Genomic DNA, 13,698 nt, shown 5'->3' on the forward strand with positions numbered 1-13,698 from the left:
GACCAATGGAGCAGCGCGAGATTCACACATTTCTTCTCCGTTTCTTTCAGGCAAATCAATGCGACATACTTGAAGAAAGTGCAGGGCACATGACCGTACAGCTGACAATCGAAATGGATAAATTGATCATGAACCGTCCTTTTTATTGGCATTGGCTCGAAAAAACGGGAGGCGTACCTGAGCCACGGCAATTGACTTTGATCACCGATCAAAAAAAAGCTGATGACTCGGTCGAAGGAGAATTTGTCCACTTCGGCTCCCCTCGTTTATTCCAAATATTCGAGGTTGTGAAACAGCAAGGCCGTTTTATTCGGCTGTATGAAAAAGTCAGACCGCTCACAAACAGCCAGATCGCACTGGAGCCGTGGCTTGGTCTCAATGTCAAAATATCCTATCTGGCAGACCGTAAAAAAGACAAACTGCTGTCTCTTGGACTTCATCTAATACGCGGAGAAGTCATCGAACAATTTCAAGAGAAGCTAGAAGCACGTGAGCTATCGTCTCAAATTCCTGATTATTGCTTCACAATGAGTACGATGATTAAGCCAGAGAGCGGCGTCAAACGGCTTTACAGCCTGATGGAACGTTATGCCAATGAAGAGCCGGATGATTGGGCGGTAAGAGCTGTTCAAAAGTGGAAAGAAGACTCGGAACTTTTAAACCAATTTTATGAAGGGACTTCAGACACATCTGTAGAATATGAAATAGAAAGACAAGCACTTAAAACTTTATACGAACCAAAAATCAGTCTTACGATTGAAAATGGCGGACTTTTTTACTTACAGCAAAAAAGAGGGGGCTGACTTAGCATGTCTCCCTCCCTTTCATGTGATATCAAATTTTCGATCAATCAAAAGCAACGTTTGTCTGTTTGTATTGGGCGGAAACATGACGCAAGCAATCTATGAGGTCTTATCACCTGTGTTTTTCCATTTCATGCGTTAAGTGCCTGAAATACACGATTCAGTATTTTAGGAGGGTATTTGTATGGAAAAGAAAACGAAGTTATTAGACAGTGAATGGGTTCAATTATTACGCGAAGCGCGCAAAGCAGGACTAACAGTAGAAGAAGTCCGTCATTTTCTCAAATCACGCGAAAAGTCCTCTGAGTCTCCCCCTATGGCAAGAAGTCATTCTATCAAACCTTTCTGAATGTGCTATAATATCGAAAGGAAGGTGATGACATTGATTGGCCAGCGTATTAAACAATACCGCAATGAAAAAGGCTACTCACTATCAGAACTGGCCGAAAAGGCTGGGGTAGCGAAGTCTTATTTAAGTTCAATAGAAAGAAACTTGCAAACAAACCCCTCCATTCAATTTCTTGAAAAAGTCTCCGCTGTTCTGGACGTCTCGGTTCATACACTGTTAAACGAAAATGATGAAACCGAATACGATGGTCAATTAGATAGTGAATGGGAAAAACTAGTTCGAGATGCAATGACATCAGGGGTTTCGAAAAAGCAATTTCGTGAATTTTTAGATTATCAAATCTGGAAAAAAAAGCAAGAAGAGGAGTAATGCGCATGTTTTAGCGCATACTCCTCCAATTGCTATGCAGATCTTGTTATCAGTCTAAAGACTGACTTTATTTTTTATCTTCGCTGTGTGCTTTTTCGTTTTCTTTCACGTAGCCTTTTTCATCCGTATGCTTTTTTGGATTGATCGTTAAACCATTCCACTGAGTCGCTTCGAAGGAAAGATCAATTTGAATCGCATCGCCTTGGTATTTATTTTGGATATAGTGACCCGCTTTATCCTTCGTCTGGTCATTGACAAATTCAATGATCATTTCCATTTTATCGTAATCAAACGGATTCTTTGGAATGCCGTCATACTCTGGAGCTGTTGACCCATCAACGGTGGCAACATTAATTTTACCACTTTCATGTAAAAACTTCTCATCGACGGCATGACGAAGCTTTTCAAATGCGGTCTGATCCTGCTTTGACGTTAATAGATGCAGGTCAAGCAGGTTTGCATGGTCTAAAATAATATTTTTCGGGTATCCATTCCCACCTTCGGCTCCAACCGTTAGAACACTCACCTGAAATTGGCTGAGGAATTCTTCAGCTGTATTCTTCCCGCCATTTTTCGCTGATGTTCCATCTTGAAATTGGCTATAATCAAGACTCATCAGGACTTGATTAATTGCAAGAGACCCTTTATTTTCAAAATTAAATTCCTTCTTTATACGGTCACCGGGTTTTATGTTCGCAAGGTTGATGGCGCCGGAATTCTCTTTTGCAGATAGATTCAGCTCTCCTGTAGAGTAGACCGCGTTTGCCGTCTCAACATCATTAAATGCAGCCCACGTTCCCCCTCCAATTAAAGCAAGACCTAATGCTCCCGATAAAACACCTAAACGAATTGATTTTTTCATTGCCATGATTGAACCCCCTAATAAATTGTTTTATTGAAACCTGATTTAGGTTACAAACGAAAATTTATGCTTGTTCCTCTGACATATGTAACTCAGCCGTATGTCTTCGATGTTTGGCAGCACCAACAAAATGAATGGTTGAATAAACAAGCAGCATCACCCCTGGAATGATGAGCAAAAGAGCGGTCCCAGCAGAAGTTCCTGCATACGAAAGAAGCTTTCCTGCATAAGGAATGTTCACTCCCGTATACTGCGCAGTCACTTGATTCGCTTTGACGAGCGTGCCGTCTTGATACATATTGTGGTCTCCTTTTGTCTCAAAGGCTTTATTTACTCCTTTTCCTTTCACCCCAACAATGCGGTGAGTCACAAAGGATTGGTCTTGCTTCGTTTGAAACGTAATAATATCCCCTTTTTTGAGTGCTTCAGGTGAGGTGACATGTTTCACGACAATCAATGAACCAGTCGAAAATTCCGGTTCCATTGATCCAGATAATACTTGCTTGAACTCATAACCAAAAATCTGAGGATCTCCTCCTGTTGTTCTTGATGACAACACGACAATAATACACACAATCATCATTGTGAAGACCAGCGCGTAAAGAATACTCCCAGACATTTTCATCCACTTTTTCATACCTTTCTCCCCTTTACATATCATGTTTCATTCAGCAGGCAAACCCTATTTAGGACGCCTTTTCTTGACAGTTCGAAAGCTGCATATGTTGAGACGTAAAGAATGGCTTTTCAGAACCACCAAACCCTTTAGGATAATAGATTTTAAACAAATAGATTCCATTTGTTTTTGCTTTAACTGCCGTGACAGTCGTCGTTTCTTCTGATGAGAGGGACTGTATAGCACCTTTTTCAATAACATGGCCATCTTGTAATGGCATCTGAGCACTCTCTACTTTATACAGTTCCCACTTCCATTCAGAGTGCGCGATGGGTTGTCCAATATTTTTTAGTGACATGCTCAACTTTTGAGGCGCACAGACTGTCCCCTCAATGATCGTTTGATCGATCAGTTTCAAATGGCTTCTATCCCATTTCTTCGGCTGACAATGCTGATCTGTCTCTTCGAAATTTTCACATGTTTTCATGACAAAATTCGAATGCTCGACATCGTTAAAAGAAGCATTAGTAGACGTAATAAAAAAAGAAGTGAAAATCAAACAAATAGCACAAAATAGTACAAAGAGCGGCTGTTTCATTGATTCTTTCAACTCCTTGAACAATTGTTCTTTAAAAAGAACGATTACACTCAGTATAAGGAATTACCTATAAAATCCAAAACGTCAAATTAGTCCATTTTGTTCTTAAACAAGAACATTACCGAGAAAATTCTTCCATTTTCTCATTCTTTCGCCATATTCAATATTTTTTTCTGTGACATTTGTACTTCTTAAAAATTTACATAAAAGTGCAGGATTTGGTCAGGATAATAATTGGTGAGGTGATGTTAGTTGAAATATGGAAGAATCATGATCATGCTCAGTTTACTGTTAAGCCCTTTGATCCAAAGCGCCCATCTAGCGGAGGCAAAAGGAATCACTGCCGCCGCAGATCAATGGGAAACAAGGGCAGTCAAAGAAGCAAAAAAACGGTATCCGCTGGCACATGTTTTATTCAAACAAAAAGTGTGGGATCGGCACCGGGAGAAGGAATCTGTGAAGCAATATCATATTACATTGAAAGATCAGGCCAAAGAATTCGGGGTATATGTCACCATTTCCTATAACCCATACTCGAACAAGGTCAATAAAGTCATTGTTGTGGAAGAATACAGCTAAAATGGCATTAAAAAAACCGCCTTCTGGCGGCTTTTTACTTTTGTCGATGACGTTGACGTTTTTTTAGCATCATTGAGAAGCCAAATGGCAGAACACCAAATAAACGCTGAGAAAATGGTGGTTTTGTCTCCATTTTTTCCTGTTTATGTTCTTTCCGTTCGTCACGTGGTGTATTCATATATTTAATAATTTCCTGCGTCATATATTTTACATAATCATTTGTCTTCATCGAACACTCACCTCTTCTTCCTTAAAGTGTTACCAAGAAGAGTATCGTTTTATACACTCGCTAATGAGTGCTGATCCATTGATTGATTTCTCCTGTCTCCTTATTCATCTCTAGTTCCCGCTCGTCAGTTACACCACCCTTTGTTTCGATGTTAACCAAGAGGCGGACTATCTTTTTTCTGTGATCGCACCCAATTCGCTTCAATGTCACTCGGCCTTCTTCTGTGACAATTGGACTTAATTGCTGATCACAAATACGATTTAATTTGTTTGCAGCTTCATTTAGTCCCATCCTAAATAACTGCTGTTTTTGATAAAAAGAAATCGTGAGCTCTGCACTTTTCAACTCTTTTTGAAACCCAATGGTCATCGAGCCTAGAATCAATAAAAATAAAAGAATGACAGCAAATACGTGAGGATAAATAAACCCGTCTTCTCTTTTCACGTTTTAGGAATCACTCCTTTGTAAGTGAAAAAAACAGCCTCATGTACTTGACCAAATACATCTGTGACTTGGAGAGTGGTGGTTTGCTCTTTTGTTCCTACATAGAATTGTTTCACCTTTTGTAATAAAGGGAGATGACCTGCCTGATCCGTTCGTTTACGAAGCATCTCTTGATACGGCTCAATCGTCACCACTCGCCCTTGACTTGAAGTATACTCCAGAGCTGTTCCATTTTTCACCGCTCTTACAGCGACAGCACAATTTAGATCCTCCTCTAATTGCAGGACCGTTTGTTTCCACTCCATTTCCGAAAATTTGTTGATTTCTGCAAACGGATGAGCTTTTTCAACAATTGATAAAAGCAGCATGCAGCCAAAAGAAAGCAGCAAAAATAGCTGCAATTGCCATATTGCTTGAGCGAGTGTAAAGCCTTGTTCATCGCTCCAAATGTCGAAAGCAAATCGTCTTCTTTTTTTGTACTTTGTATGAAACACATCCCTTCTCCTGACCCCAAATGAATTCATATGTGATCTCGCCTCGTTTCTTTGTACTTGATTCATTTTGACCTTCTATAAAAGCTTTATTCATATACTCATGTAAGATTTGATAAGCTTCAAGTTTAGCCCTTAATTCTTCTTTCCCAATTGTCAGTTTTTCAAAGGATGGCACGAGCACAAGAGCAGCAAATAGAAAGAGGTGGCAAGAAAAGAGCATCTCAAACGTACTAAATCCTTTATTGTTGCTGAACATGAATCCGCCCGCTCCCTAAGTAAATCGTGAGTTTATATATTTGACTGCCAAATTGAACAATGAGAGAACCGCCGCTATTTGGATGTCCGTTTTTATTAAAGTGAAGGCCTTTTTGAAATGTGGATTGCTTGATGGTGCCTTTTTTATGTGGATTAGAAGCAATGATCTGCTCACTATTCTGCTCGATGACTTGATAAGATACATTGGGCGGGTGAAACTCAACAGTTACTCGTGTTTTTTTAATAAATGCAGTATAAGATGCCAATTGAAGATCTTGTTTTAGCAAGTTCACTTGCTTTTTTGCTTCAGCACTTTCTAATACATTGGGCACTTTTCCACCTATTATCGATAATAAGATAGAGAAAATCATGACGATCAAGAGCTGCTCAATGAGTGTAAATCCTTTCTCCTGGAAAAGCGATTTATTCATTTTTCACATCGCCGTTTTGAATGAAAATTGCTTTTCCATTTGGACAAGTTAATCCTTTTTTGACATAGCCTTCTTTTTCTAATTCAGCTAAAGATGGCGTCTTGCCGTCATGCTCTAATTCATATGCCATTACCTGTGTACTCACCATTGATTTCAGCCCTTCACAGCCCTTTGCTTGAATGCTTTGATGATGCCGAGTGATATTTGGAATGGTGATCAATAAAAGAATGGAGATCACAAGCATAACAATTAACATTTCTAACAGTGTAAATCCTTTATCATTCATGCTTTAGTCCTCCTTTTCACACTTGTTCCATTAGTTGATACATTGGTAAAAGAATAGATAAATACACAATGAGTATAAGAAATGCTGTTAAGCCATAGATGACAGGCTGCAGCCATGAAACCCATTTTTCAATTTTCAATTCTGCATTCTCTAAAAGAAATTGACTATATGTGTACATTTCTCTTGCTAGCATCCCACTTGCTTCCCCATGCTTAATGACAGCCGCAAAATGCCTTTCGAAAAAAGGAGACCGGCTTATTTGATGTTCCATACTCTCACCTTTTCTTAACTCTCCTATCATTTGTTCAGACATTTCTTGAAGGAAGGGTAAATAGGTCTGCTGTTTAAAAGCTTGCAAACTTTCGTAAATCGATAACCCAGCTTGAAGAAGTCCGCTTAGTTGAAGGGAAAAAAGATACGTATGCGTCAGCTGCACCCCTTTAAATAACACCGGCAGCCTGCTGATGACTTTTAGTTTCTCAAGGGTCGATTTTTTCTTAAAAAAGAGCTCATAATATCCAAAAAGACAGATACATATACAACCGATCATGAGCAGCAAAGCGTGTAGGAATTGGAAGAGGCCAAACATTCCTTGAATGAGCCATGACATGCTTGTATTCATAGATGAATATAATAAAGAAAATTGAGGGACGATCATTTGCTGAACAATGATGAGCACAACAAAAACCGTAAACATAAGAAAAATCGGATATCGTAACATACGCTTGAATGTGTCTACCTGCATGATTTTTTTCTCTAAAAAACGGGCGCTTTGTTCAAGAGCTCGCGCTAGGCTGCCATGTTTCTCTGAAAAACAAAGAATAGCGACGGCTTCCCGCTGAAAATGAAGTCGCTCAAGTACAACGTAAAAAGGCTCCCCTTCAAGCAGCCACTGAATGCCTGGCGTTAATCGCTGTTGCTGTTTTTTTGATAACTGAATATTCACCATCGTTAATGCCTCAACCAATGTATATCCAGCTTGAATCAATTGAGCCAGTTTCGATAAGAATTCAGCTTGTTCTTTTTTAGACCATGCTTTAGAGGTTCGTTTCTTCATAAACCCAGCGATGATATGTGCTTTTTGATAAATAGCCGAGTGCCACTCCTTTCCGAATTAACCTTTGCAGTGTTTCGTATGACGAATGAGCGTATTCTCCTTTTGCCTCTTTGATACACTCACCAAGCTCTTTTCCGTAAAGCAGTTCAAATACATTTGTTCGTCTGACTGGCCGATTTAGTTTGCAATAAAGCTCACACATTTCGCCGCAAAATGGACATACGAGTTCGATTAACCGCTGAGCAGCAATGGCAACCATTGTTTGTTCGAGTTCATTCATCGTCACTCCAAATTCCAGCATTCGATAAAGAGCTCCTTTTGCATTTTTTGCATGCAGTGTGCTCATGACTAAATGACCTGTCAAAGCTGCTCTAATAGCTGTTCGGGCTGTTTCCGCATCTCTGATTTCTCCAAGCACAATCATATCTGGATCATGTCTTAAAATAGCGCGTAAACCTGCCGCATACGTGATACCAGCTTTTTCATTTACTTGAACCTGCAGCACTTCTTCATTTCTTGTTTCCACAGGATCTTCAAGGGTAATAATATTCCGATTAAAATGTTTTTTGGCAAACTGAATCAATGAATAAAGTGTTGTCGTTTTCCCTGAATTTGTTGGTCCTGTAAATAAAATGAGCCCATGTGAATGATTCAGAAACGATAATAATCTCGCTGAAGCCTTCGGGAACAGTGACAAATACTTTGTTTTCGGCACATGATCCTGCGGTAAAATCCGAATCACTAGACTTTCATCATTGACAGTTGGTAGTGTAGAGAGCCGAACAAACACTTGACCGCGTCTTAACATCACAGCCAATGATCCATTTTGTGGTCTCCTTCTTTCACCAATATCCATAGAAGATAAAAATTTGAAATGAGCAATGAGCCGCTCTCCGCTCTTTTTGTCAATGATCCGCTGCTGAATGAGGTCAGCGTCTACACGAAAAGAGACTGAAGCTTCCTTTTCTCTCGGAACAATATGCACATCAGATGCTCTCATGCGGCACGCCTCTTCTAGCAGCTCTTGCCCCAAATATTCAATACCATACAAGTGGTTCACTCCTTTCAGTGACCATATTGTATGATGGCGGAACGTGCCTGACAAAAACGCATTTCATGATTTTCATGACTGAAAAGGTGTGAAAATATTCAATTAGAGGTGTATTTCATCTATAAATAACAGAAGGACATATCAAAAAATTTGACTTTTACAACAGCGGGTTCCATTCAGAGGAAAAAATAAAAAAGAAGTGCTATTGGCACCTCTTTTTTGATGATCATTTCATTTGGTTCTTTCATTATGGATGATCTGTTACAAGGAGGTGTCTCCAAATTTAATCCTCCTTAATAGATTACTGATTTGAAGATAAAGAATATCCTTTCGTGTCTGATTTATGGATAAAAAAAGAGACCAAATCTGTATGCGAATTGGTCATCTCATTCATATGCTCATTATATTGTTTCTCCTTGTCAACGGACCCGTTACTTTTACTAGTAACATTTTTTGGTTCACGTTGCTTCTTGCTGCTGCTCTTCAAAGATACGAAAGCCTCTTTTTTCTAAAGCTTTTGCAAGGCTGTGTTCAGTATTTACTTTTGAGAAATCAATGCCGAGTTTCACTACAGTTTGAGCGATTTCTGGGCGAATGCCTGATATAATCGTCTCAATTCCTAGCAACTTCGCACTATCAACCACTTTAAACAGCTGATAAGCAACCATCGTATCAACAACGGGAACGCCAGATATATCAATAAATAAATGGGTTAGACGCAGTCTAGATGCCTGTTCTAGTACTGATTCCAAAATGATTTTTGCCCGGTACGTATCAATTTCACCAATCAGCGGCAAAATACCGATCTCTTTTGAAACTGGAATAACAGGCGCACTAAGCTCTTGAATCATTTCTCTTTGTGCATTAAGCTGATTGATCGTCACGCGGTCATACTCTTCTGATAAACGCGCAATCATGTCATCAAATGTGGCGTGAAAATGCTGATTCCAATCGCACACATCTTTGAGTGTCACTTCAAGCTCCGTATGTTGTGTAAAGGTCTCAATTCTGGAACAAAAAATGTGGCGGAACACCTTAAATTGTCCGATGATTTCATATAAAGGTACTTCATGAACAGCTCGATCGCGGGCAATATCAACTGACCACTTTTTTAGATGGTCTTCTACTTTATCTGATAGCGTGACTAACGTTGCTGCAATGGTTTGGATAAATGCTGTGTTTTGTTCTTTCAGCTTCTTTTCTGTCTCCTCTGAAGCATGTTTGGAATATAATGAGCCTTCTTCTGTTCTTGTTTTCAGCCATTCTTCGGTCATGACAGGGGCTTCTTTAAGAATAAATTCATATAATTGCTCAGATTTTTCATTTTTCATTTCTGTCGTTCGCTCCTTTTTCACTTACAACTAGTGACAACCAACTTTTTATGTATAAATGACCGCAGATGGTGAACAATAGCATTACACGTTTCATAATGGGCTATAGCCAAGTGGTAAGGCAATGGACTTTGACTCCGTGATCGTTGGTTCGAACCCAGCTAGCCCAGTTCAGCACAAAAACGAAGACGGCTGAAACATCATTCAGCTGATCTTCGTTTTTGATTAGGAAACCGATTGATGAATCGCTTTCTTTTTTGAAATTTTCATGAGTTCTCCTGGATTATAGCCGACCACTAATTTATTTCCATCAATGATAATAGGTCTCCGGAGCAGCTTTGGTTTTTCAATGAGAAGCTGAAGTACCTCATTTACTTTTAGATCATTAATATTTAAATTTAAGCTTTTAAAAGCTTGGCTTCGAGTAGCTAAAATTTCATCCATTCCTTCTGTTGTTAAGGAAAGGATTTTTTTCAATTCGTCTAGTGTTGGCGTTTCTCTGAAAAGGTGACGCTCTTTAAAATCAATTTGATTCGCCTTTAACCAATGTTTTGTTTTGCGGCAAGACGTGCAGCTTGGGTATGAATAAAAAGTAATGTCACTCATTAGTCTTCCTCCTTAGGTCGTTAACCTTTTCTCTTATAGACTAAGTACCCTCATGCATTTAGGCATAAACACTTTTTCATCACTTTTTCAAAAAAATTTTTTCTAACGAAAGAACGAATGTTCACACGTTGTCAAAAATGTAAATGTTTACATAACAAGTGATCATCAGCTATAATATGAATCAAAGGGGTTTTTTAAGGGGAGGGAAAGAAATGAATCGCATGTTCCGCGTTCTTGGGTTTTGGACGGGTATTTTTGCTGTCATGTTCTATTTAGGACATATGAAAGATGCATCCTTGCTGTTCTTCGGTCAAACCGTTCTTTTTGTATTTTTATCCTACTTGAATTTATCCGAAAGAATGTATATTTACATTTTCGGAGCGTACTTGACGATTTTCTTTGCCGGATTTACATATTATTCGATTTTCATCATGGTTCCCGGTACCGGACATTAATAGAAAAAAGCATCTCTTTTGAAAGAGATGCTTTTTTCGTGCGTGCTATTATAAAGAAAACCCATTGATAAACGGATTTTGCTCCTGTTCTGTAAGCACAGTTGTTTCCTCGCCATGTCCACTTAACACAAGAGTTGATTCTGGCAATGACAACAATTTGTCATGTATCGATTGAAGCAGCACGTCTTGATTACCGCCCGTTAAATCAGTTCTCCCGATACCACCTTGGAATAGAGTATCACCAGAAATCACAAATCCTTCTTCCGCTGAATAGTAAGACACACTGCCAGGTGAATGACCTGGTGTGTGGAACATTTCTAATGTAAACGATCCAATTTGAAGAGGTCCTTCTGACGTAATCAATTGTTCAGCTTCTTTGACCGTAATTCCGTTACCAATTAGTCGAGCTGAACCGTTTAACTGAGCATTTGTCAGCCATTCTTTTTCCTTTTCATGGACATAAAGCGGAATTCCCCATTCTTGACGCACCTCATCTGCTGCACCAATATGATCAAAATGGGCATGTGTCAATAAGACAGCAAGTGGTTTCAGCTGTTTTTCTTTCACATAAGAAATTAGCTTTTGCGCTTCGCCACCTGGATCAAAAATTAAACATTCTCCCTGTTCATTTTTCCAAATATATGCGTTCGCTTGCACATAGCCTAGCGGCATTCTTCTCCAATTCATTTTCATCACCTACTACTTTTTTCATTCTTTTTTATTATGAAGGCTATTCAATAAAAATTCAAACAATCGTCAACTTGAATGTACTCGACAAGCTTTATGAAAACGGTTAAAATGAAAAGAAAGGAAATCAAGGGGATTGATGACAAAGGGGGACTTTCATATGATGCTCGTCATTATTTTTGGTCTAGTCACGATTTTAGCCGCTCTCGGCATCTATCGCTCACTCAAAAAAGTGAACGTACTAGCCATTGCTTTCGCTGGCGCCACATTTTTGGTTTTTGGATGGTTTACCGTCATGACCATCATCTATAGCGGTTATCCAACTGCACATTAAAAGCCTGCAATAAGCAGGCTTTTTCTATTGATTCAAATGTTTATTCACGCTTTCTAATTTGCTTGAAAGGGTGGTCGTTTGATCTCTTCTGTCATCTATGCGGATATTGGTTGCTACTCGATGTAAACCCTTTTCAAATGGAGCTTCATGAATACGCTGAATGACCTCAAATAAAACGGATAGCTCCCCTTCAATTAAAGTATTCATTGGTGTGAGCTGATATTTGATTTTCCCTTCTTGTTGAAAGCCCTCTAACAGTCTTTGTACGTCTGCTACATATGCACTCACGCTTGGTGTCTCAGTGCCTATTGGAATGATGGTGACATCTGCTATCGCCATGGTTCTTGCTCCTTTCAATGACATCCTATTTCTTTCTCGTTCTCATTGTAACCCATCGTGATTCAAAAATGCCATCATCATGTGGCGTTTAAGCTTGGTTTGTCCCGTTCTATCGTCAAATCTGCTCTCTCTACCTTCCCAATCTTTGTGAAAAGGAGCAAGCATATACCTGAAATAGCTTCGATCAGTCCACCAGCTGCAATGACATATCCTGAACCGAATAACGTCGCCATATAGCCACCAATGAGAGCGCCTAACGGTATCATTAAATACGAGATCATGTTAATAATCGCATACACTTGCGGCTGATCCTCCGCTTTTACTGACAATTGAATCATCGTATGCTCAGGTACATTGACTGCACTGATGGCTGCACCTAAGGCAAATGCAGATATAAACACAAGTGGTAATAAGGCATTCATCCCTGTAATGAAAAATGCAATTCCATCAACGATCCCTGCCCCGATAAACAACAGACCGTATCGATTCACTTTCACCTTTGTTAAAACGAATCCCATCAAAAATGCACCTAATGCCGTGGTCACTTTGATGAATGAATATACTACTGGTCCACTATGTAAATCTTCTGTTAAATAAATAACCGACAATGCCTCCCACGGTGCTGCAGCAAAATTGGAGCAGACACAAAAAATGGCTAATGGAAACAAAATATGATGACTTTTCACAAGTGAAAATCCTCTTATTAATCGTTTTCCGTATGACAATCCTTTTTTTCCTTCATCCATGATCGCTTCCGTTTTATATGTAATCAGCAAAACCAGCAAAGCGGACATGAGGTAAAGAGGAATAATCACAAGCATTGTATATCCTACCCCTACAAATGCAATCATGACACCACAAATCGTCACAGTCACAAGCCTGACCACATGACTGGCTGATTGAATGGTTGCATTCGCCTTTTGTATCACATCTTCATGCACAAGCTTTGGAATAATGGACACCGAAGCTGGTTCATAGGAACCACCAGTCGCTGAATGCAGCAACATACCGCCAATGATGAGTGCCAAAGGAGAAAAATCATAAAAGTAACTCACCACAATCACAAGTATAATCGCCGCCCGAGTTAAATCAGCAAAGCACATCCAAAATTTCAATTGATGCGGCTTCATCATTGGGGTAATAAACGGCCCAATAATGGCTTGAGGGACAAAACTAACGGCAATAAAAAATGCTGTTCCAATTGCTCCTTTTCCCCCTAGCACTAAAAGCCACAAAATGGTGTTAAAAGATAAACTATCAGCAGTAATTTTACACATTTTAGAAACAAATAGATAAGTAAAATTCCGTTTCCACAGGATTTGAGCATTCAATCATCGACATCTCCCTAATTCATATCCTTTTTTTTACATCCACTCTTTCACAATAGCTTACAGGGATGCTCTCGTCAATCACATCAGCACGGTTTTTATTGACCATAAGAAATTGATTGGTTTGAACGGATTAAATGATTGTTGACAAAGGGCGAAAATGAACTTGATTTTAGCCCTTTGTCTTCTTTTCAG

Annotated in this window: 22 protein-coding genes and 1 tRNA gene; 7 read left to right on the plus strand and 16 right to left on the minus strand. The window is 39.3% G+C overall.

The window, feature by feature from the left end; genetic code table 11:
• The first annotated feature begins 5 nt into the window (after positions 1 to 5).
• The 3 genes from MHB38_RS11745 (at position 6) to sinR (ending at position 1,521) form a co-directional block, all read left to right on the plus strand.
• Positions 6 to 803 (plus strand): YqhG family protein, encoded by a 798-nt coding sequence (locus MHB38_RS11745; RefSeq protein ID WP_017367588.1) that lies wholly within the window; start codon positions 6 to 8, stop codon positions 801 to 803.
• Positions 804 to 987: 184 nt separating this feature from the next.
• Positions 988 to 1,152: an anti-repressor SinI family protein gene (locus MHB38_RS11750; RefSeq protein ID WP_008342197.1), complete on the plus strand. Its 165-nt coding sequence runs from the start codon at positions 988 to 990 to the stop codon at positions 1,150 to 1,152.
• A gap of 33 nt (positions 1,153 to 1,185) precedes the next feature.
• Entirely contained in the window at positions 1,186 to 1,521 is a 336-nt protein-coding gene (gene sinR, locus MHB38_RS11755; RefSeq protein ID WP_017357978.1) for a transcriptional regulator SinR, read from the plus strand.
• A gap of 67 nt (positions 1,522 to 1,588) precedes the next feature.
• Here sinR and tasA read toward each other — a convergent pair whose 3' ends face one another.
• From tasA to tapA, 3 genes are read right to left on the minus strand one after another with little or no spacing between them, the layout of a single operon-like run.
• Positions 1,589 to 2,389: a biofilm matrix protein TasA gene (tasA, locus tag MHB38_RS11760; protein WP_035390805.1), complete on the minus strand. Its 801-nt coding sequence runs from the start codon at positions 2,387 to 2,389 to the stop codon at positions 1,589 to 1,591.
• A 58-nt stretch (positions 2,390 to 2,447) separates the two neighbouring features.
• On the minus strand, positions 2,448 to 3,020 hold the full coding sequence (gene sipW, locus MHB38_RS11765) for a signal peptidase I SipW (RefSeq protein ID WP_041091749.1): 573 nt from the start codon (positions 3,018 to 3,020) through the stop codon (positions 2,448 to 2,450).
• Between the two features lie 49 nt (positions 3,021 to 3,069).
• Positions 3,070 to 3,597, minus strand: a complete 528-nt coding sequence (gene tapA, locus MHB38_RS11770) for an amyloid fiber anchoring/assembly protein TapA (protein WP_046527018.1) — start codon at positions 3,595 to 3,597, stop codon at positions 3,070 to 3,072.
• A 252-nt stretch (positions 3,598 to 3,849) separates the two neighbouring features.
• Here tapA and MHB38_RS11775 point away from each other — a divergent pair, with 252 nt between their 5' ends.
• Positions 3,850 to 4,176, plus strand: coding sequence for a DUF3889 domain-containing protein (locus MHB38_RS11775; RefSeq protein WP_039166025.1), 327 nt, complete (start codon positions 3,850 to 3,852; stop codon positions 4,174 to 4,176).
• A gap of 34 nt (positions 4,177 to 4,210) precedes the next feature.
• Here MHB38_RS11775 and MHB38_RS11780 read toward each other — a convergent pair whose 3' ends face one another.
• The 9 genes from MHB38_RS11780 to MHB38_RS11820 all read right to left on the minus strand — a co-directional run bounded on the left by MHB38_RS11780 (position 4,211) and on the right by MHB38_RS11820 (position 9,754).
• The gene (locus MHB38_RS11780; protein WP_008342191.1) at positions 4,211 to 4,405 is read right to left on the minus strand and encodes a YqzE family protein; all 195 of its coding nucleotides are present in this window, start codon (positions 4,403 to 4,405) and stop codon (positions 4,211 to 4,213) included.
• Between the two features lie 60 nt (positions 4,406 to 4,465).
• Positions 4,466 to 4,849, minus strand: coding sequence for a competence type IV pilus minor pilin ComGG (locus MHB38_RS11785; protein WP_046343972.1), 384 nt, complete (start codon positions 4,847 to 4,849; stop codon positions 4,466 to 4,468).
• Positions 4,846 to 5,343, minus strand: a complete 498-nt coding sequence (gene comGF, locus MHB38_RS11790) for a competence type IV pilus minor pilin ComGF (RefSeq protein ID WP_046343974.1) — start codon at positions 5,341 to 5,343, stop codon at positions 4,846 to 4,848. Before comGF ends, MHB38_RS11785 begins: the two co-directional genes overlap by 4 nt.
• Positions 5,285 to 5,599 (minus strand): competence type IV pilus minor pilin ComGE, encoded by a 315-nt coding sequence (gene comGE, locus MHB38_RS11795; RefSeq protein WP_007501227.1) that lies wholly within the window; start codon positions 5,597 to 5,599, stop codon positions 5,285 to 5,287. The genes comGF and comGE overlap by 59 nt, the downstream gene beginning before the upstream one ends.
• The gene (gene comGD, locus MHB38_RS11800; RefSeq protein WP_017357985.1) at positions 5,583 to 6,029 is read right to left on the minus strand and encodes a competence type IV pilus minor pilin ComGD; all 447 of its coding nucleotides are present in this window, start codon (positions 6,027 to 6,029) and stop codon (positions 5,583 to 5,585) included. Before comGD ends, comGE begins: the two co-directional genes overlap by 17 nt.
• Complete coding sequence (gene comGC, locus MHB38_RS11805; RefSeq protein ID WP_008342186.1) at positions 6,022 to 6,315, minus strand: competence type IV pilus major pilin ComGC; 294 nt, start codon at positions 6,313 to 6,315, stop codon at positions 6,022 to 6,024. Before comGC ends, comGD begins: the two co-directional genes overlap by 8 nt.
• A 16-nt stretch (positions 6,316 to 6,331) precedes the next feature.
• Positions 6,332 to 7,372 carry a competence type IV pilus assembly protein ComGB gene (gene comGB, locus MHB38_RS11810; RefSeq protein WP_035390815.1) on the minus strand — a complete coding sequence of 347 codons (1,041 nt, stop codon included), beginning with the start codon at positions 7,370 to 7,372 and terminating at the stop codon, positions 6,332 to 6,334.
• The gene (gene comGA, locus MHB38_RS11815; protein ID WP_341003479.1) at positions 7,353 to 8,423 is read right to left on the minus strand and encodes a competence type IV pilus ATPase ComGA; all 1,071 of its coding nucleotides are present in this window, start codon (positions 8,421 to 8,423) and stop codon (positions 7,353 to 7,355) included. The genes comGB and comGA overlap by 20 nt, the downstream gene beginning before the upstream one ends.
• 458 nt (positions 8,424 to 8,881) lie before the next feature.
• Entirely contained in the window at positions 8,882 to 9,754 is an 873-nt protein-coding gene (locus MHB38_RS11820; protein ID WP_041506953.1) for an STAS domain-containing protein, read from the minus strand.
• A 99-nt stretch (positions 9,755 to 9,853) separates the two neighbouring features.
• Here MHB38_RS11820 and MHB38_RS11825 point away from each other — a divergent pair.
• Positions 9,854 to 9,924 (plus strand) — tRNA-Gln (locus MHB38_RS11825).
• A 55-nt stretch (positions 9,925 to 9,979) separates the two neighbouring features.
• Here MHB38_RS11825 and MHB38_RS11830 read toward each other — a convergent pair.
• On the minus strand, positions 9,980 to 10,360 hold the full coding sequence (locus MHB38_RS11830; protein ID WP_007501232.1) for a Spx/MgsR family RNA polymerase-binding regulatory protein: 381 nt from the start codon (positions 10,358 to 10,360) through the stop codon (positions 9,980 to 9,982).
• A gap of 212 nt (positions 10,361 to 10,572) precedes the next feature.
• Here MHB38_RS11830 and MHB38_RS11835 point away from each other — a divergent pair, with 212 nt between their 5' ends.
• Positions 10,573 to 10,815, plus strand: coding sequence for a DUF2626 domain-containing protein (locus tag MHB38_RS11835; RefSeq protein WP_003217440.1), 243 nt, complete (start codon positions 10,573 to 10,575; stop codon positions 10,813 to 10,815).
• A gap of 48 nt (positions 10,816 to 10,863) precedes the next feature.
• On the opposite strand, the gene MHB38_RS11840 is transcribed toward MHB38_RS11835, so the two are convergent.
• Entirely contained in the window at positions 10,864 to 11,502 is a 639-nt protein-coding gene (locus MHB38_RS11840) for an MBL fold metallo-hydrolase (protein ID WP_017357989.1), read from the minus strand.
• Between the two features lie 160 nt (positions 11,503 to 11,662).
• Between MHB38_RS11840 and MHB38_RS11845 the strand changes: the two genes are divergently transcribed.
• The gene (locus MHB38_RS11845) at positions 11,663 to 11,836 is read left to right on the plus strand and encodes a DUF2759 domain-containing protein (protein WP_003217333.1); all 174 of its coding nucleotides are present in this window, start codon (positions 11,663 to 11,665) and stop codon (positions 11,834 to 11,836) included.
• 24 nt (positions 11,837 to 11,860) lie between these two features.
• On the opposite strand, the gene MHB38_RS11850 is transcribed toward MHB38_RS11845, so the two are convergent.
• Positions 11,861 to 12,175, minus strand: coding sequence for an MTH1187 family thiamine-binding protein (locus tag MHB38_RS11850; RefSeq protein ID WP_017367597.1), 315 nt, complete (start codon positions 12,173 to 12,175; stop codon positions 11,861 to 11,863).
• A 77-nt stretch (positions 12,176 to 12,252) separates the two neighbouring features.
• Complete coding sequence (locus MHB38_RS11855; protein ID WP_341003480.1) at positions 12,253 to 13,506, minus strand: MFS transporter; 1,254 nt, start codon at positions 13,504 to 13,506, stop codon at positions 12,253 to 12,255.
• Positions 13,507 to 13,698: the final 192 nt, after the last annotated feature.

This window comes from Bacillus sp. FSL K6-3176 (assembly GCF_038003325.1).
Classification (GTDB): Bacteria; Bacillota; Bacilli; order Bacillales; family Bacillaceae; genus Bacillus; species Bacillus altitudinis.